This is a genomic window from Nonomuraea lactucae (genome assembly GCF_003313395.1).
In the GTDB taxonomy this organism is placed as follows: Bacteria; Actinomycetota; Actinomycetes; order Streptosporangiales; family Streptosporangiaceae; genus Nonomuraea; species Nonomuraea lactucae.
Window position 1 is genome coordinate 1 of record NZ_QNFZ01001022.1, and the last position, 16889, is coordinate 16889.

Annotated in this window: 20 protein-coding genes; 11 read left to right on the forward strand and 9 right to left on the reverse strand. The window is 71.4% G+C overall.

Translation table 11 applies throughout. The features are described from left to right. The 4 genes from DQW85_RS37590 to DQW85_RS37605 form a co-directional block, all read right to left on the reverse strand. The coding region (locus DQW85_RS37590; protein WP_162795695.1) for an amidase at positions 1 to 1155 on the reverse strand (1155 nt) is incomplete at its 3' end. A gap of 142 nt (positions 1156 to 1297) precedes the next feature. Next, a complete protein-coding gene (locus DQW85_RS37595) occupies positions 1298 to 2038 on the reverse strand; it encodes a hypothetical protein (RefSeq protein WP_113704502.1) in 741 nt (246 codons plus the stop codon). Between the two features lie 43 nt (positions 2039 to 2081). After that, positions 2082 to 2912, reverse strand: a complete 831-nt coding sequence (locus tag DQW85_RS37600; RefSeq protein WP_113704503.1) for an undecaprenyl-diphosphate phosphatase — start codon at positions 2910 to 2912, stop codon at positions 2082 to 2084. 36 nt (positions 2913 to 2948) lie between these two features. Further along, on the reverse strand, positions 2949 to 3788 hold the full coding sequence (locus DQW85_RS37605; protein WP_240197685.1) for a MurR/RpiR family transcriptional regulator: 840 nt from the start codon (positions 3786 to 3788) through the stop codon (positions 2949 to 2951). A 203-nt stretch (positions 3789 to 3991) separates the two neighbouring features. Here DQW85_RS37605 and DQW85_RS37610 point away from each other — a divergent pair, with 203 nt between their 5' ends. From DQW85_RS37610 to DQW85_RS37635, 6 genes are all read left to right on the forward strand, one after another. Further along, on the forward strand, positions 3992 to 5134 hold the full coding sequence (locus DQW85_RS37610) for a C45 family autoproteolytic acyltransferase/hydrolase (protein WP_113704505.1): 1143 nt from the start codon (positions 3992 to 3994) through the stop codon (positions 5132 to 5134). 172 nt (positions 5135 to 5306) lie between these two features. Continuing rightward, positions 5307 to 6914: an ABC transporter substrate-binding protein gene (locus tag DQW85_RS37615; RefSeq protein ID WP_205315699.1), complete on the forward strand. Its 1608-nt coding sequence runs from the start codon at positions 5307 to 5309 to the stop codon at positions 6912 to 6914. A gap of 3 nt (positions 6915 to 6917) precedes the next feature. Further along, positions 6918 to 7832 (forward strand): ABC transporter permease, encoded by a 915-nt coding sequence (locus DQW85_RS37620; protein ID WP_113704507.1) that lies wholly within the window; start codon positions 6918 to 6920, stop codon positions 7830 to 7832. After that, a complete protein-coding gene (locus DQW85_RS37625; RefSeq protein ID WP_113704508.1) occupies positions 7829 to 8674 on the forward strand; it encodes an ABC transporter permease in 846 nt (281 codons plus the stop codon). The genes DQW85_RS37620 and DQW85_RS37625 overlap by 4 nt, the downstream gene beginning before the upstream one ends. Continuing rightward, positions 8671 to 9615, forward strand: coding sequence for an ABC transporter ATP-binding protein (locus tag DQW85_RS37630; protein ID WP_240197686.1), 945 nt, complete (start codon positions 8671 to 8673; stop codon positions 9613 to 9615). The genes DQW85_RS37625 and DQW85_RS37630 overlap by 4 nt, the downstream gene beginning before the upstream one ends. Continuing rightward, complete coding sequence (locus DQW85_RS37635; protein ID WP_113704509.1) at positions 9615 to 10394, forward strand: ABC transporter ATP-binding protein; 780 nt, start codon at positions 9615 to 9617, stop codon at positions 10392 to 10394. Before DQW85_RS37630 ends, DQW85_RS37635 begins: the two co-directional genes overlap by 1 nt. 296 nt (positions 10395 to 10690) lie before the next feature. Here DQW85_RS37635 and DQW85_RS37640 read toward each other — a convergent pair whose 3' ends face one another. Beyond that, entirely contained in the window at positions 10691 to 11503 is an 813-nt protein-coding gene (locus DQW85_RS37640; RefSeq protein WP_113704510.1) for an NAD(P)H-binding protein, read from the reverse strand. A gap of 74 nt (positions 11504 to 11577) precedes the next feature. Between DQW85_RS37640 and DQW85_RS37645 the strand changes: the two genes are divergently transcribed. Genes DQW85_RS37645 through lipB form a run of 4 tightly spaced genes read left to right on the forward strand, consistent with a single transcriptional unit; the run spans position 11578 to position 13969 of the window. Further along, positions 11578 to 12570, forward strand: a complete 993-nt coding sequence (locus DQW85_RS37645) for an AraC family transcriptional regulator (RefSeq protein ID WP_113704511.1) — start codon at positions 11578 to 11580, stop codon at positions 12568 to 12570. Beyond that, positions 12567 to 13073: an HAD domain-containing protein gene (locus DQW85_RS37650; RefSeq protein WP_113704512.1), complete on the forward strand. Its 507-nt coding sequence runs from the start codon at positions 12567 to 12569 to the stop codon at positions 13071 to 13073. The genes DQW85_RS37645 and DQW85_RS37650 overlap by 4 nt, the downstream gene beginning before the upstream one ends. Positions 13074 to 13132: 59 nt before the next feature. Next, the gene (locus DQW85_RS37655) at positions 13133 to 13315 is read left to right on the forward strand and encodes a PspC domain-containing protein (RefSeq protein WP_113704513.1); all 183 of its coding nucleotides are present in this window, start codon (positions 13133 to 13135) and stop codon (positions 13313 to 13315) included. An 18-nt stretch (positions 13316 to 13333) separates the two neighbouring features. Then, entirely contained in the window at positions 13334 to 13969 is a 636-nt protein-coding gene (gene lipB, locus DQW85_RS37660; protein ID WP_113704514.1) for a lipoyl(octanoyl) transferase LipB, read from the forward strand. Here lipB and DQW85_RS37665 read toward each other — a convergent pair whose 3' ends face one another. Then, positions 13970 to 14368 (reverse strand): type II toxin-antitoxin system VapC family toxin, encoded by a 399-nt coding sequence (locus tag DQW85_RS37665; RefSeq protein ID WP_113704515.1) that lies wholly within the window; start codon positions 14366 to 14368, stop codon positions 13970 to 13972. Continuing rightward, positions 14365 to 14592 carry a FitA-like ribbon-helix-helix domain-containing protein gene (locus DQW85_RS37670; RefSeq protein WP_113704518.1) on the reverse strand — a complete coding sequence of 76 codons (228 nt, stop codon included), beginning with the start codon at positions 14590 to 14592 and terminating at the stop codon, positions 14365 to 14367. The genes DQW85_RS37665 and DQW85_RS37670 overlap by 4 nt, the downstream gene beginning before the upstream one ends. Before the next feature lie 267 nt (positions 14593 to 14859). On the opposite strand from DQW85_RS37670, the gene DQW85_RS37675 reads away from it, so the two are divergent. Further along, positions 14860 to 15222 carry a helix-turn-helix domain-containing protein gene (locus DQW85_RS37675; RefSeq protein ID WP_113704519.1) on the forward strand — a complete coding sequence of 121 codons (363 nt, stop codon included), beginning with the start codon at positions 14860 to 14862 and terminating at the stop codon, positions 15220 to 15222. 54 nt (positions 15223 to 15276) lie between these two features. Here DQW85_RS37675 and DQW85_RS37680 read toward each other — a convergent pair whose 3' ends face one another. After that, entirely contained in the window at positions 15277 to 15822 is a 546-nt protein-coding gene (locus tag DQW85_RS37680; protein ID WP_113704516.1) for a type 1 glutamine amidotransferase domain-containing protein, read from the reverse strand. Between the two features lie 109 nt (positions 15823 to 15931). Then, positions 15932 to 16889 (reverse strand): glycoside hydrolase family protein (locus DQW85_RS47290; protein WP_240197687.1); only part of this gene is annotated, 958 nt, incomplete at its 5' end.

Here is a 16889-nt window from a genome sequence, read left to right on the forward strand (position 1 = left end):
GCCCGCGCGGGCGAGCGCGCGGCTGCGGCGTTCGAGGCGGGACCGGTCGAGCCCCTCAGCCGCTTCGGCCGCCCGGGCCAGCCAGGTGGCGATCGTGGACATGCCGAGCCAGGGCGGCAGGCGGTGGTCGTCCTCGACGACCGTGTGCCCGGCGATCCGGAGCGTCTCGGCCGCGCCGCGCACCGCCGCCCGGAACTCCCCCTCCATCGGCAGGCCGGCCGGGAGGGGCTGCGGCGTGTACGCCACCCGCAGGTCGAACGGCTCGGGGCTGGACCGCATCACGCGGGGCTCCAGCAGGTCGAACGGGTCGGGCGTGGCCGGCTCCGCCACGCCGCGACCGCCGACCGCGCTCGGCTCACGTGCCACGCCCTCGTGCGACTCCCAGTCCAGGTCATCGTCGTCCCAGACCGAGGGCAGCATGCGTGGTGACGGCTCGATCCGGCGGCCGTCGCGCCACGACTCCGCCAGCAGCGGATCGGCCGCCAGCACCGACAGCGCCAGGGACAGGTCGGCGACGCGGGCCGCCAGGGGGCCGTTCTCGCTCAGGCCGCGCCAGTCGTTCGTGGGCGGCGGCACGAGGCCGGTGCCCGGCTTGATCGCGTAGACGCCGCAGCACGCCGCCGGGATGCGCAGCGATCCCATCCCGTCGTTCCCGAGCGCGATAGGCACCATCCCCGCCGCCACGGCCGCCGCGCTGCCCGAGGACGAGCCGCCGGCCGTACGGGCCGGGTTCCAGGGGTTGCGAACGGTGCCGAAGGCGCTGTCGCCGAACGCGACCAGACCCAGCTCCGGCAGGTTGGTCAGGCCGACCACCACCGCGCCCGCCGCGCGCAGCCGCGCGACCGTCTCGTGGTCACGCGCCGCCGGGGCGCCCGCCGTCGCGGCGGATCCGCCCCGAGTGACCTCGCCCGCGACCTCCAGGTTGTCCTTCACCGCCACCGGCACGCCGGCGAGCGGCAGGTCGGCGAGGTCGCGGCGCTTCTGCACGGCCCGCGCCTCGTCCACGGCCCGCTCCCTGACCAGGCGGAACGCGCCCACGCGGGGATCACGCTCGGCGATGGCGTGGAGGTGCTCCTCGACGACGGAGGTGGCGCTGACCTCGCCGTTCCGCACCGCCGTCGCGATCTCGACGGCCGACTTGCCTGTCCACGACATGCCAGAAGTGTGCAGGTTTTCGGCCCGCGTGGCGAGACTCCAGGCGGGCGCGCCCCACATCGGCTTCAGCCGTCGAGCGAGACGGCGTTTTCCGCCTCAGCCAGGCTCCTGGCCGCGCTCTCCGGCGACGGTCCCGCCGCCTTCATCGAGTGGGCACCGCGCCGGGCGCCTTGAGCCACACCCGGAGCGGACCCGCCACGACGAAACCATGCCGCCGGGCGGGGTCCACGTCCACCTCGTAGCCGACCAGTGGGCGGCCCGGGAAGAGCTCGGCGGCCATGGCCAGCGTGCCGGTCCATGCCGCGTCATCGTCCCCGTCACGGGCGAACAGGTTGGACAGGCCGGCGACCCGGCCGCTGAGGTTCAGCACCGAGCCGTACACGATCTCGCCGTCGCGGTGGCCGCTGAGCACGGCGACGTCCTGCCGGGTGAGCAGCGGCGGCCGGAAGAGGCGGGTGCCGGCGGCTCCGTCGAAGCAGGCGCTCTCCCAGGCGCGCAGCGTGGCCGCGTCCCGTACGACATCCCACTCGGCGACGTCACCCGGGGCCCGCTCGGGGGCGGGGCGGTGGATCCATTGGGCCTCGAACAGCACCTCGAACCCCGACGGGCGCAGGTCCAGCGTGGCGAAGCTGTCCTTGACCGAGGCGCCGGGCCCCTGGTCGATGGCGTCGAGCACATCGCGCTCGGTGGCGTCCGGGGACAGCGTGACGGCGTCCGGGTAGTAGGGCGGGGTCCTCACCGGGGCCGTCCAGGCGTGCGGGGCGAAGACGCCGCGGATATCGTGCGCGAGGCACATGGCGTCGCACCACTCGGCGTTGTTGCGGGCTGCTTCGAGGAGCGCGTGGTCACAGGCTGGTCCGGGCGGCACGCCGTGGACAGGCATCTCCCCCTCCTGGGCCGGATTGTGCATGATTCGGATGGCTCGGTCAGCCCTGGGCGGGGATCCAGCCGAGTGTGACCGCCAGGATGACGAAGAGCCCCAGCGCGATCCGGTAGATCACGAAGCCGGTGAACCGATGGGTGCTGATGTAGCGCAGGAACCAGGCGACGGCCGCGTAACCCACGACGAACGAGATGATCGTGGCCAGGATCGTCGGCCCCCACGCCGGGGCCTTTCCCTCGCCGATCTCGGCCAGCTCCAGCAGACCTGACGACAGCACGGCCGGGATGGCCAGCAGGAACGAGTATCGGGCCGCGTCCTCCCGGCGGTAGTCGAGCAGGAGGCCCGCCGTGATCGTGCCGCCGGAGCGGGAGACGCCGGGGATGAGGGCGAGCGACTGCGCGAAGCCGTACACGATGGCGTGGGTGAAGCTCAGGTGCTTGTCCAGCGTGAGCTTGTTGCGGGCCGTCTGGTCGGCGAACCAGAGGATGAGGCCGAAGACGATCAGCGTGGTGCCCACCAGCCGCAGGTCGCGGAAGACGGTCTCGATCTGGGTCTTGAACGTCAGCCCGAGCACGCCGATGGGGATGCTGCCGACGATGATGTACCAGCCCATGCGGGCCGCCTGATGGGAGCGCAGCGCAGGGGTCCACAGGGCCCGCGTCCAGATCGAGACGATCTCCCAGAGCTGGTGCCGGAAGTAGATCAGCACGGCCGTCTCCGTGCCGAGCTGGATGACCGCCGTGAACGCCGCCCCCGGGTCCTGCCAGCCGAAGAACGCCGAGACCACCCGGATGTGGGCGCTGGAGGAGATGGGCAGGAACTCGGTCAGCCCCTGCAGCAATCCCAGCACCACCGCTTCGAACCAGCCGATCACTAGTGCACCTTTCCCGAACGCCGTGACCAGGTGAGGCTAGCGGATCCTGGGGCCGAGCAACTGCTCGCGCAGGGCGGTCAGCTGGTGGGAGTGCTCGACGGAGCGGCTCTCGTCGAGCGCGTCGAGGGCCAGCAGGAGGGCGTCGGCGACGACGATGCCGGTCAGCGGCTCGGCCGTGATGCCCGTCGGGGTGTGCGGGGCGGCCAGCACGGCGTCCACCTTGTCGGCGAACGCGCCGCCCAGCTCGTCGGAGACCAGGACGACGCGCGCGCCGACCGCCTGCGCGCGGTCGACGAGGACGGTGATCTCGCGCAGCTTGCGAGCCGGCTGGAAGATGACCACCGCCTCGCCGTGGCGCAAGGAGAGCAGGTCGTCGGCCAGCGAGAAGCCCGTCGCCGAGGTGGCGCGGGCGCGGTGGCCGCGGCGGCCCAGCTTGAGCGCCAGGTGGCGGGCGGTGGGGTCGGAGGCCCCCGCGCCGTAGACGAGGATCGAGCTCGCGCCGGCCATCACCTCCACCGCGCGCTGGAACATCTCCGGGTCCCAGAGGCGCCGGCAGTGGTCGATGCGCTCGCGGGCCTCGTCGAAGACCCTGGTCCAGATCTCCGACAGGTCGTGGCCGACGTGGCTGATGCGCTGCTGGAGCCGGACGTCGGGCGCGACCGTGGAGCTGAACTCGGCGGCGAGCGCGCGCTTGAGCCCCGGCAGGCCGCCGAACCCGAGGCGCTGCATGGTGCGCACCACGGTCGCGTTGCTCGTGCCCGTCGCGCTGCCCAGCTCCTGCGCGCTGGAGAACAGGATCTGGTCGGGCGAGGCCGAGATCAGGAACTGGCACACGGCCCGTTCGGCGGGTGACAGCTCCTCCCACAGCTGTCTCACCGACGCTCTGAGCTGCTCGATCGGGCTCTGCGGCTGGCCCTGCGGCCGGCTCTGAGCCTGACCCTGCGACTGACCTTCTGGATCGTGCATTACACCCCTTGACTTCTGCGTAGCGTTCGTTACAGACTCCAGGAAACGACCGCTACGGACTCGCCGCCCTGCGAAATGAACGTTACAGGCTTCGGGCGGCCCAAGGAGCACCATTGAGCCTCACTTCCCTGCCCCTCGTCGAGATCTCGGGCGAACCCCGCGAACGCGGGCGCCAGTACGGCGAGCAGGCTCGCGAGCGCGTCCACCGGGCGCTGGCCTACTACGCCGAGGCGTTCGGCCACTCCAGCGGCCTGACTTGGGAGGAGGTCACCCGGCGGGCGGCGCGCTGGGTGGAGCCGAGCAGGGCGTTCGCGCCGGAGCTCGTCGAAGAGATGGAGGGCGTCGCCGAGGGGGCGGGCATCGGCTTCCTCGACGTCGTCGCGCTCAACGCCCGAGGTGAGATCATCTACGACACCACGTTCAGCTCCATGGAGCCCGACGGCTGCACCTCGTTCGCCCTGCTGGAGGAGGCGTCCGGCGACGGCCACGTCTACGCCGGGCAGAACTGGGACTGGCGCAGCGGCGTCGCCGACACGGTCATGGTGCTCAGGGTGGTCCAGCCGGGCAAGCCGACGGTGATCACGCATGTGGAGGCGGGGCAGGTCGGGCGGCAGGGGGCCAACTCGGCGGGCATCGCGCTCAACGCCAACGGCCTCGGCGGGCGCTTCGACGAGACGGTCGGCGTGCCGCAGACGCTGATCCGCCGCCGCGTCCTCGACAGCTCCAACCTCAACGAGGCGCTGGAGGCGCTGACCAAGTCCCGTGCCCACATCGCCAGCAACGCCCTGATCACCCACCGGCAGGGCTTCACCATCGACCTGGAGACCACGCCCGGAGCGATCGGCTGGATGTATCCCACCGACGGCCTGCTCGTCCACGGCAATCACTATCAGGCGTTCGTGCCGCCGCAACTGGCCGCCACCTACCGGCCCGGCTCGGCCGACTCGCTGTTCCGGGTGCCGCGCGCCGAGAGCGGCCTGCGCGCCGTACGGCAGGCGTCCGGCACCGACGAGGCCCGCAAGCGGATCAGGCAGGCCATGTCCGACCACCTCGGCCGTCCCGAGTCGCTCTGCACCCACCCCGACGAGACCCAGCCCGCCGTGCGGCGGTGGGCCACCCTGCTGTCGAGCTGCGTCGACCTCACCACGGGCGACTACCTGATCGCGGCCGGCACGCCCTGCGACCACGACTACGAGCGCGTGCCGCACAACCTCTACGACGGACCGCACGGAGACCTGACGCTCTCCCTCTCGTGACGAGGGGACGCCGACGGCCGCCAAGCCGACGATCACCCATCCCGACGACGCCCACCCATCTCCCCGGCTCCCATCGACTCCCCCCATGAAGTTTCAGGAGAACCGACGTGTCACACGGTTCCGCGCTCGCGCCCCACTCCGAGGGACGGGCCACGCACGCTGGAGGCATCTGGTGAAGAAGACACTCGCCCTCGCGGGTCTGATCGGGCTGACCGCCGCGTGCGGCGGGCCCGCGGCCACCAGCAAGGCCCCCGCCCCCGCCAAGCTCACCCTGGTCACCCAGACCGCCAAGGCGGCCGGCCCGCTCGAGTCGGCCACCTGGCTGCTCGACGAGGAGCCGGGCACGCTCGACCTCGACAGTGACGGCGGCACCGACAACCGCACCATCATGGCCAATGTCTGCGAACGGCTCATGCAGACCCAGCCCGACATGACCGTCAAGCCGTGGCTGGCGGAGAAGATCGACCAGAGCGACCCCAAGACCATGGTGCTCGACCTGCGCGCCGGCGCCACCTTCCACGACGGCTCGCCGATCACGGCCGACGACGTGGTGTGGAGCCTCAAGCGCCACGCGGGCGAGGGCATGGACGAGTCCGACGAGTTCGAGGACGTCGAGTCGGTCACCAAGACGGGTGAGCGCCAGGTGACGATCGCGTTCAAGAAGCCCAACGCGCTGTTCGAGCAGGCCATCGCGGGTGGTGCGGGCATCGTGCTCAACCGCGAGGTCGTCGAACGGCTCGGCAAGGAATACGGCACCCCTGAGAGCCCCGACGCGTGCAGCGGGCCCTACCGGCTCAAGGAGTGGAAGTCGGGCACCCACATCACGATCGAGCGCCACGACGCCTACTGGAACAAGAACGTCAAACCGCTCACCCGCACCGTGACGTTCAAGTGGGCCGACGACACCGCGCTGGTCAACAGCCTGGTGACCGGGGCGGCCGACGGCGCCTACCTGTCCGAGACCGGGCCCGCGGTCGCGCTGCAGGCCAACAAGGCCGTCACCGTCGCCTACGGGCCGACCACGCGGGTGTTCGTGCTGCTGCCGACCGACCGCGGACCGCTGAAGGACCCCAGGATCCGCCGGGCGCTCTCGCTGGCCGTCGACCGGGCGGGCATCGCCAGGTCCGGGTTCGCCGGCGTGGCCAGGCCGTGGAAGGTGCCGGTCGGCGCGGGCGCCTGGTCCTACGAGAAGCAGGCGTTCCAGGCCGCCTACGACCAGCTCCAGGGCGCGCCGGAGACGCCGCGCATCGAGGAGGCCAAGAAGCTCGTCCAGGAGGCGGGGACGCCGCAGGCCCCGATCATCGTGGCCTCCAACGGCGAGCAGGCGCGCACCGTCATCGCCAACGCCGTCGTCGACGCGGCCAAGAAGATCGGGCTGGTGGCGCAGATCAAGACCGTGCCCCCCTCCGAGTACGGCGGCTTCTACACCGACAAGGCGATGCGGGCCCAGGTCGACCTCGTCCCCGACGACTGGTACATCACCAAGTCCGACCCCATCGGCTTCTACGACAACGGCCTGACCGGCTCGTCCAACAACTGGGTCGGCTACAGCTCGCCCGACTACGACAAGCTCGTGGCGAGCGCGCTGGCGGCCACCGACCCGGTCCAGCGGGCCAAGGACGTCATCGAGCTGCAGCGCCGCTTCACCGCCGACATGGTGTGGATCTCGCTGGTCGAGGTGCCCAACGCGGTCGTGCTCGGCGGTAAGGTGACGGGACCGCCCGCGTCCCAGGTGCAGATCGGCTACCCGTGGGCGGCCGACCTCGGGGTCAAGGGCTGACCGATGATCCGCAAGCTGGCGGGCCTGCTCGCGACGCTGCTGGCCACGTCGTTCGTCATCTTCGGGGCTTCCTACGCGGCCCCGGGTGATCCGGTGACGTTCCTGGCGGGCGGCAAGGAGAACCTGACGCCCGAGTACATCTCGGCCATCCGCGCACAGCACCACCTGGACGATCCGTTCCTCGTCCAGTACGGGCGGTGGCTGGGCGACGCGGTGACCGGCGACCTCGGCCGCTCGCTGCAGTACAACGACCAGGTGAGCGACCTGCTTGCGGCACGGCTGCCGAGCACGCTGGGGCTGGTGGCCTACACCACCGTGCTGTTCGTGGTGTTCGGCGTGGGGCTGGGCGTGCTGGCCGCGGTGCGCGGCGGACGCGTCGACGCGGCGGTGGTGGCGGGCACGACGTTCGCCACCTCCGTGCCGCCGTTCGTGCTGGCCACCGCGCTGACCTCGCTCTTCGGGGTGCAGCTCGGCTGGTTCCCGGTCATGGGCGGCGGCTCGCCGTGGCACCTGACGCTGCCCGCCGTCACGCTCGCCACCGGCGCGCTGGCGATCATCAGCCGGGTCACCCGGCAAGCCATGATCGAGCAGCGTGAGCTCGACCACGTGACCGTGGCCCGCGCCTCGGGGCTGGCCGAGCGGCTGATCGTGGTCAGGCACGTGCTGCGCGGCGCGCTCGGGCCCATCGTGACCATGTGCGGGCTGGTCACCGCGGGCATGCTGGCCGGCACCGTGATCGTAGAGACCGCGTTCGGCCTCAACGGCATCGGCTCGCTGCTGGTCAACGCGATCAACACGCACGACTTCCCGGTGACGCAGGCGGTCCTGCTGCTCATGGTCACCGCCTACATCGCGGTGACCACGCTGGTCGAGCTCGTCCAGCCGCTGATCGACCCCCGAGCGAGGAGGTCCGGATGACCGCCGTCGCCACGCTGCCGCAGGGCCCGGCGGCGGCCAGGCCGTTCGGCCACCGGGCGGCCACCGCCTTCCTCGGCGTCGTCGTGCTGGCCGCGATCCTGGCGCCGCTGGTCGCGCCGTACGAGCCCGACGCGGTCGACTTCGCGGCCACCCTCGCGCCGGTCTCGGGCGACCACCCGCTGGGCGCCGACCAGTCCGGCCGCGACCTGCTCTCGCGCATCCTGTACGGGGCACGCACCTCCCTCGTCGGGCCGCTCGCCCTGCTGGCCATCGCGTCGGCGCTGGGCGTGGCGCTCGGCACCCTGGCCGCCTGGCGCCGGGGCTGGGTCGACGCGGTCGTCGGCCGGGTGACCGACGTGATGTACGCCTTCCCCGGCCTGCTGTTCGTGGTGCTGATCGTGGCGGTGTTCGGCAACGGCATGACCACGGCCGTCATCGCGCTCGGGCTGGCCTACGCGCCGACGATCGCCAAGTACACGCGGAGCCTCGCGATCACCGAGTGCGCGAAGCCGTACATCGACGCCTACCGGGTGCAGGGCATGGGCGGGTTCGCGATCTGCGCGCGCCACCTGGTGCCCAACATGGCCCGCCCGATCGTCGGCTACCTGGTGGTCCTGTTCGGCGAGGGGCTGATGAGTCTGGCCACGCTGAGCTTCCTGGGGTTCGGCGCGCAGTCACCGTCCTCCGACTGGGGGCTCATGGTCAAGGAGGGGCAGCCGGCCATCGTGCAGGGCGCGTTCCTGCCGGTGCTGGTGCCGGGGGCCGCCATCGCCCTGGTGGTCGTGTCGTTCAACGTGATCGGCGTACGGCTCGCCGACCGCATGGGCGTGAGGGGTTCATGATGCTGCTCTCCGTGGAGGGCCTGACCATCGAGGCGGGCGGCAGGAGGCCGATCCTGCGCGACGTGTCGCTGGCCGTCGGCAGGGGCGAGATCGTCGGGCTGGTGGGCGAGTCCGGCTCGGGAAAGTCCACGATCGCCCGGTCGGTGCTGCGCCTGCTGCCGTCCCGCGCCCGGGTGTCGGGCCGGGTGCTGGTCGAGGGCGACGACGTGCTCGCGATGAGCCCCGAGGCGCTGCGCCGGCTGCGCGCGTCCCGGGTGTCGATGATCTACCAGGACCCGCGCTCGTCGCTCAACCCGGTCCGCCGGATCGGCGACTTCCTCACCGAACGCCTGGTCCACACGCTCGGCCGGCCCAAGGCCGAGGCCAGGGCCACCGCCGTGGAGCTGCTCGCCGCAGTGGGCATGCGCGATCCGGAGTCGCGCCTGCGGCAGTACCCGCACGAACTGTCCGGCGGCATGCTCCAGCGCGTGGTCATCGCCGCCGCGCTGGCCGCCGGTCCCTCGCTGCTGCTCGCCGACGAGGCGACCAGCGCGCTCGACGTCACCACGCAGGCCGAGACCCTGGCGCTGCTGCGCAGGGTCCAGGCCGAGCGCGAGCTGGGCATGCTCTTCATCACCCACGACCTGCACCTGGCCGCCGCCTTCTGCGACCGCGTGCACGTCCTCTACGCGGGCACCGTGGTGGAGTCGCGGCCCGCCAAGGAGCTGTTCGACAGCCCCCGCCACCCCTACACGGCGGGGCTGCTGGCCTGCACCCCCGAGCTGGGCGCCCCCCGGACGATCCGGCCCGTCCCCGGCCGGCCGCCCTCGCTCGACGACGCCTTCACCGGCTGCCCGTTCGCTCCTCGCTGCCCGCACACGACGGAGCGCTGCACCACCCGGCACCCGGAGCCCGTGGCCGTCGCGGGCGGCAGCGCCGCCTGCCACCTGCTGGAGGTCTGATGCTCGCCGTCGACAACCTGAGCAAGTCCTTCGCCGGTACGGTCGCCGCCGACGACGTGTCGTTCGAGCTCGCCGACGGTGGCTCGCTGGGCCTGGTCGGAGAGTCCGGGTCGGGCAAGACCACGATCGCCCGCATGCTCGTCGGGCTCGTCACCCCCGACTCCGGGACGATCACCGTCAACGGGCGGGTCCGCGGCGCGAAGGAGCGGGGCCGGGCGCCCAGGCTGCGCAGAGCCCGGGAGATCCAGATCGTCTTCCAGGACCCCTACCTGTCCCTCGACCCGCGGCTGACCGCCACGCAGTGCCTGCACGTGGCGCTCACCCTGCACGGCAAGGACCGCTCGCGCGCCGCCGAGCTGCTGGACCAGGTCGGGCTGGGCAGCCGCGAGGCCGGAGCCAGGCCGCACCAGCTCAGCGGCGGCCAACGCCAGCGGCTGGCCATCGCCCGCGCGCTCGCGGTCGAGCCGTCCGTGCTGGTCCTCGACGAGGCCGTGGCCGCGCTGGACGTGTCGATCCAGGCGCAGATCCTCGAGCTCCTCGCCCAGGTCCGGCGGGAGTCAGGTGTGGCCCTGCTGTTCGTCAGCCACGACCTCGCCGTGGTGAGGCACCTGTGCGACGAGGCCCTGGTGCTGCACCGGGGCGTGGTCGTGGAGCGTGGCCCGGTCGAGCGGGTCCTCGCCGAGCCGCAGCACCCCTACACGCGGCTGCTGCTGGCGTCGGTGCCGCGCCCCGGCTGGGACCCCGCCGAGGTCGTACGCCAGAAGGACGCGAAAGTGTGACCGCCTCGGCAGTCGCCGAATCCTCGACCCACCTGTGGAGCAGCCCACACACGTGAGGGGTCCACCAACGGGCCCCCGCCCTCGGCCATCCCACCATCGCGGTGCCGCCATGGGCCGTCCCCCCATCGGCTGTCCTGCCTTGGGCTGTCCTGCCGTGGGCTGTCCAGGCTTGGGCCGCCTGCCGTGGGCCGCCCCGGGCACCGGCCGTCCTGCCATCGGCCCTGGTGAGAACGTTCACGGGAGGGGGGTCCTGTTCTGACTGGGGTGTGCGTCCGGGGTGGCCCTCGTGGCCTGGGTCAGGGGGAGGGGAGGGTCTTGGCCCATTCCGTGGCGAACTGGGTGAAGTCCCGGGCGGGACGGCCGAGGGCCTCGCGCACCCCTTCCATCACGTAGGCGTTGCGCCCGTCCAGGACCTCCGTGAACAGCGTGTTGAGCAGCGCCACCTGCCCCTCGGGCACCCCCTGTTCCACGGCCGCGGCGGTGAACTCCGCCCCCGTGAGCGGCACGTACGAGACCGGCCTGCCCAGCGCCCGCGACAGTTCGGCCGCCACGTCCGCGAACGTCAGCAGCCGGGGCCCGGTCAGTTCGTACACCTTGCCCGCGTGGCCGTCCTGGGTGAGCGCGGCCACCGCCACGTCCGCGATGTCGTCCACGTCCACGAACGGCTCGGCCACGTCTCGGGCCGGGAGCGCGATCACGCCGTCGAGCACCGATTCCCGCAGGTAGCCCTCGCTGAAGTTCTGCATGAACCAGCCGCACCGGACGACCGTCCACTCGATCCCGGATCGCTGGATGATCCGCTCGCACGCCTCGGCTGCGGGCTCGCCGCGGCCGGAGAGCAGGACGAGCCGGGTGACGCCGCTCTTGACGGCGAGCTCGGTGAACGACTCGATGTCGCCGACCGCGCCGGGGAAGGCGAGGTCGGGGTAGTAGGTGATGTACACCGCGTCGACGCCGTGGAGTGCGTCCGCCCAGCCGTCGCGGTCCGTCCAGTCGAAGGACGGGACGGCGGAGCGGGAGCCGACCCGGACCGGTCGGCCGAGAGCGGTGAGCCTGTCGATCACGCGGCGGCCGGTCTTGCCGGTGCCGCCCAGTACCAAAGTTGTCATGCCTCTAGTAAGCCCGGAGATCGTGAGACTCTCCATGGTTGAGAAGCGCACTTCCATATGCGATCGTCTAGCGCATGGACCACTTGGCCGCGCTGCTCGACGGCCCCCGAGCCCGGGGCGCCTTCCTGCTCCGCTCTATTCTCGACCCGCCGTGGTCGCTGCGGATCCAGGACGAGGCGCCGCTGACGCTGGTCGCGCTGGTCCGAGGCGAGGCCTGGGTGGTCCCGGACACCGGCGGCCCGCCGCGGGTGATCCCGGGTGAGGTGGTGGCCGGCTCAGTGCGGGCGGTCCCGGGTGACGTGGCGGGCGGCCCGGTGCGCATGGCCCCCGGGGAGGTGGCGGTCGTGCGCGGACCCGAGCCGTACACGGTGGCGGACCAGCCCGCCACGCCCCCGCAGATCGTCATCCACCCCGGCCAGCACTGCACCACGCTCGACGGCGAGGACCTCTACCAGGAGATGGACCTCGGCGTGCGGAGCTGGGGCAACAACCCCGGCGGCTCCACGGTGATGATCACGGGCACCTACCAGATGGCCGGCGAGGTCACCCGGCGGCTGCTGGAGGCACTGCCCACGATGCTGGTCCTGCCGGGCGGGCCGATCATCTCCCTGCTCGGCGCGGAGATCGTCAAGGACGAGCCTGGCCAGGCGGCGGTCCTCGACAGGCTGCTCGACCTGCTGCTGATCTCCACGCTGCGGTCGTGGTTCGCCACCCACGAGGCCCCGGCCTGGTATCGCGCGCAGAGCGACCCGGTGGTCGGCAAGGCCATGCGGATGCTGCACAACAACCCTGCCCACCCGTGGACGGTCGCCACGCTGGCCTCCCGGGTCGGCGTCTCCCGCGCCTCGCTCGCCAGGCGCTTCACCGACTTGGTGGGGGAGCCGCCCATGGCGTTCCTCACCGACTGGCGGCTGGCACTGGCGGCCGACCTGCTGCGCGAGCCGGGCGCCACGGTAGGCTCGGTCGCCAGGAAGGTGGGCTACGGCAGTTCGTTCGCGCTCAGCGCGGCCTTCAAACGGGTGCGCGGGGTGAGCCCGCAGGAGCACCGGGCGGGAGCCGGCAGGTGAAGCCCCTGCTGCTGATCGACGTCGACGGTGTCCTCAACCCGTTCGGCCGGCCCGAGCCGGGCTTCAGGCGCTACCGCTGCACACTCGGCCGCGAGGTCTACACGGTCCACCTCAACCCGAGGCACGGCGCCAGGCTGCTGGAGCTCGCCCTGGCCACGGGCGCCGAGCTGGTCTGGGCGACCACCTGGGAGCACCACGCCAACGAGTGGATCGCGCCCCGCATCGGCCTGCCGCCGCTGCCGGTCGTGCCCATGGGGCCGGTCCAGGAGAGCGAGCTGGGCGAGATGTTCAAGACGCCCCACGTGGCCGAGTACGTCGAGAGCAGGCCGTTCGTCTGGTTCGACGACCAGGTGGCGCGGGAGGACGAGGAGTACCTCAGGGAGCGTCAGGGGCTCGACCGCTTCCTACTCATCCCGGTCGACCCCGTCAACGGCCTGACCAGCGCGCATCTGGCCATGGCCCGCGACTGGCTCACCCTGTCGGGGTTTTCTCAGGGTCGCTGAGGGATCCCTGCCGGCTGTTCGTCCGTTTTCCAAGTAGGTGCAACCACACGGAGGAACAGATGTACCGCTCACGAGAGCACAGGATCCTGGCCGGCGTCTGCGGCGGCCTCGCCGACAAGTGGGGCCTGCCGCCCACCCTGGTGCGCGTCGCCTGGCTGATCCTCTCGCTCCTGCCCGGGCCGATGTGGGTTCTCTACGTTCTCATGTGGGTCCTCATCCCCGAGGAGCCGAGGAAGTACTAGGCGTCCTATCCTCGTAGCATGAAGGCAAGGCCGCTGACGCTCGTCCAGGACGAGCTGGTCGACTACGACAAGGCGATGGAGCGCATGGCCGATCTCGTCGGCGAGCGCCAACGAGACGAGCGGCCGGACACGCTCTGGCTGCTCAGCCACCCGTCGGTCTACACCGTCGGCCGTCGCACACTCTCGGCCCACCTGCCCGACCCCTCGCGCGGCATCCCCGTGGTCGAGACCGGCCGCGGGGGGCAGCTCACCTACCACGGTCCCGGCCAGCTGGTCGGCTACCTCATCGTCAAGCTGGACGAGGGTGAGGGCATCGTCGACTACGTGCGCGAGGTGGAGCTCCGCCTCGTCGACGCGCTCGGCAGGATGGGCCTGCCCGCCGAGCGTCGCGACACGCCTCCCGGCTCGGAGCTGCTGACCGGCGTCTGGACGTCGGAGACCGGCCGCAAGATCGCCTCGATCGGCATGCGGCAGAGCCGGAGCGTCACCAGCCACGGCTTCGCGCTCAACGTCGACGGCGACCTCGCGCCGTGGGACTGGGCGGTGGCCTGCGGCATGCCCGACGTGGACATGACCTCACTCAAGCGCGAGGTGGAGGACACGTCGATGGACGAGGTCCGCGCCACTGTCGCCGCCTCCTTCGAGGCCACCTGATCAGGTGCGCTGACCGCGCGGGAAGAGCTGCACGTCGGCGTCGTGAGCACTGCCGGCGAGTTCGCCGTCACAGGTGTACAGGGGCGCTTCGAGCGCCTCGGCCAGCGCGATGTAGGCGGCGTCATAGGCGGTGTAGTTGTGACGCAATTTCCAGATCCGCTCCGCGATTCCCCTGACCTCGTAACGCGCGATCTTGAGTGCGAGGAAGTCGGCTCGCGCCTGCTCGGCGGCTTGAGGAGTCAGCTTGCCGCCGAGCGTGAGCCCTCGCAGTGTTGAGAGGACCTCGACGTCGAGCAGATGTGGAGCGTGGACGCTGGCCTGGAGCGCATCCAGGAGTTCGCGGTCCGCTTCACGGCCCGCGAGCGCTTCCACCATCGCGGACGAGTCTATGACGATCACTTCCTGCCTTCCGCGACAGCCTCGAGTATGTCGGCTGTCGAAGGCCCGCGGGAGCGATCGCGTGCCTTCAGGCGCTTGACCATCTCCGCATTGGTCGGCCGGGCGGCGATATCCGCGAGTTCTCTGGCGACGTATGCCGACAGTGACATACCGGCTTCGGCCGCGCGCTCTTTCAATGACTCCGCGATCGGCTCGGGGACATCGCGGATGTACAGCGTTGCCATGATCGGCATGCTGGCAGGTTGCAAGCGCGGTTATCCCGCGATGTCGGTCACGACCTTGCCCTGGGCGTCGCGGGCCAGGTGGGCGGTGTGGCGCAGCTCGCTGAAGTTGATCGACGCTGGCGCACCTCGACGAGCGCCTGCCCGGGGGCGGGCTCGGGCTCCGGCACGGTGGCGAAGCGGGCGGGGTAGGACCGTTGGTCCGCTTGCAAGTGCACAGGAGACGGGAGCCAGGTGCGATCCGACGCGACACGCAACCGGGAGGCGATCATGCGGGCGACAGAGGGCCTGCTCGACGCCCACGGCGCGGAGCACGTCTCGCTCGACCGGGTCGCGGCCGAGGCGGGGGTCGGCAAAGGGACGGTGTTCCGCCGCTTCGGCAGCCGCACCGGCCTGTTCCAGGCACTGCTGGCCGAACGGGCCGAGGCGCTGGCCCGCGCCATCGACACGCCCGGCACCGCGCTCAGGCCCGGCTCGCCGCCCGCGGCCAGGCCGGATCTGGACGCCGAGTTCGTGTCGCACACGCTGCTCGCGATGTTCGACGCCGACCTGGTCAGGAACGTCATGGCGCGCGGCGGGGTGTCCCGCCTCAGGTCCTCCGTCCGCGCCCTCGCCGGGGCACTCCTTCGCTGAGGTTCTGTGGTTACGCGCTGATCGCCCGGACCCTGATCGCCGGGGCTCTGTGGGTCAAGCGCTGAACGCGTCGATCGCCGCCTGGTCGAACGCCTTGAGATCATCCGGCATGCGGCTGGTGACCAGCATGTTGGGGCCGGCGGTGCAGATCACGACCTCCCGGTCCACCCACTCGGCGCCCGCGTTGCGCAGGTCCGTCTGGAGGCTCGGCCAGGAGGTGACCACGCGATCCCGCACCACATCGGCCTCGATCAGGGTCCACGGCGCGTGGCAGATCGCGGCCACCGGCTTGCCCGCGTCGAAGAAGCCGCGGGCGAACCGCACCGCCTGCGGGACCGTGCGCAGGAAGTCGGGGTTCGCGACGCCACCCGGCAGCACCAGGCCCGCGAAGTCCTCCACCGAGACCTCGTCGACCGTGGCGTCCACGGCGAAGCGGTCCGCCTTGTCGAGGTGGTTGAACGCCTGAACCTGGCCCGCGTCGGTGCAGATCAGCTTCGGCGTGCCGCCGGCCTGCTTGACGGCCTTCCACGGCTCGGTGAGCTCGACCTCCTCGACGCCTTCGGGGGCTACGAGGAACGCGATGGTCTTGCCGTGCATCATCTGGATTCCCCCTTGTCGGGTGTTTCCTCACCCCCTTTCCGCCCACACCGCATGTATGCGGCTCGGCGCGGGCTGAGCCGGGCGTGCCCAGCCCACGCCACCGGCGGGGTCAGGCGGGGAGGGCGCGGGCGATGCAGATGCGGGCCTGCAGCCGGGGGCCGGCCTCGTAGAACATGTACTCGACGCCGTCCTGGGAGCCGAACGACGGCGCGGCCACGCGGCCGTTGTCCGAGGCGATCGGGGAGTGGAAGACGCCGAGGTGGACCTCCTTGTCGAAAGCGTTGCCGACCTCCGTGATGCGCATCTTGCCGTCCTCGCAGTGGTAGGCGACGTACGTGGTGCCGTTGCGCTTGACCAGGGTCGGGCCGGAGATGTCGGTCACGCCGTCGGGCCCGGGATTGACCAGCGGCTCCTGGCTGAACTGCCAGCCGTCCCAGCCGTTGGGGGACCAGCCGTAGAAGATGCGGCGGCCGTTCTTCACGCCCATGAAGACCATCACGTACTTGTTGCCGCGGCCCGGAAGGGCGTGCTCGAAGACCCGGGCGTAGGAGGTCTCGGAGGTGCCGGAGATCAGGCGGGTGCTCAGGATGGCGGTCTCGTTGGTGAAGGTGATGCCGTCGGAGGAGCGGGCCACTCGGGTGACGGAGTTCTCGCCGTGGAAGTAGCAGAAGAACTGCTTGGTCGAGGCGTCCCAGGTGACGTGCGGCGAGGACACGTGGCTGACCGTCGTGGTCGGCAGGTATCTGTCGATGATCGGGTTGCCGCTGTAGTCGTGGAACGGGCCCTCCAAGGTGTCGCTGAAGGCCACGCAGATGCCGCCCGGGTTCTCGTGGGGGGCGTAGTACAGGTAGTAGCGCGAGCGCGGGTTGCTGAGCTTGTCCTGCACTCCTCTGATGCAGGGGAAGATGAATTCCCCGGTGAGGTTGTAGTGCAGGGGCAGGGCGAGCGCGTCACGCACGTATCGGTACACCGGCAGACCCGCCGGCTGAGCGACGGCCTGGGCGGTGGCGGGGCGGGCGGTGAGGCCGGCGGTGGTGGCGGCGCCCAGGGTCGCGGCGCCCAGAGCC

Coding starts and splice junctions, on each gene's coding strand:
- DQW85_RS37595 (WP_113704502.1), bottom strand. CDS start 2,038: ATGCCTGTCCACGGCGTGCCGCCCGGACCAGCCTGTGACCACGCGCTC.
- DQW85_RS37655 (WP_113704513.1), top strand. CDS start 13,133: ATGTACCGCTCACGAGAGCACAGGATCCTGGCCGGCGTCTGCGGCGGC.
- lipB (WP_113704514.1), top strand. CDS start 13,334: ATGAAGGCAAGGCCGCTGACGCTCGTCCAGGACGAGCTGGTCGACTAC.
- DQW85_RS37645 (WP_113704511.1), top strand. CDS start 11,578: ATGGACCACTTGGCCGCGCTGCTCGACGGCCCCCGAGCCCGGGGCGCC.
- DQW85_RS37675 (WP_113704519.1), top strand. CDS start 14,860: ATGCGGGCGACAGAGGGCCTGCTCGACGCCCACGGCGCGGAGCACGTC.
- DQW85_RS37680 (WP_113704516.1), bottom strand. CDS start 15,822: ATGATGCACGGCAAGACCATCGCGTTCCTCGTAGCCCCCGAAGGCGTC.
- DQW85_RS37640 (WP_113704510.1), bottom strand. CDS start 11,503: ATGACAACTTTGGTACTGGGCGGCACCGGCAAGACCGGCCGCCGCGTG.
- DQW85_RS37630 (WP_240197686.1), top strand. CDS start 8,671: ATGATGCTGCTCTCCGTGGAGGGCCTGACCATCGAGGCGGGCGGCAGG.
- DQW85_RS37670 (WP_113704518.1), bottom strand. CDS start 14,592: ATGGCAACGCTGTACATCCGCGATGTCCCCGAGCCGATCGCGGAGTCA.
- DQW85_RS37625 (WP_113704508.1), top strand. CDS start 7,829: ATGACCGCCGTCGCCACGCTGCCGCAGGGCCCGGCGGCGGCCAGGCCG.
- DQW85_RS37635 (WP_113704509.1), top strand. CDS start 9,615: ATGCTCGCCGTCGACAACCTGAGCAAGTCCTTCGCCGGTACGGTCGCC.
- DQW85_RS37620 (WP_113704507.1), top strand. CDS start 6,918: ATGATCCGCAAGCTGGCGGGCCTGCTCGCGACGCTGCTGGCCACGTCG.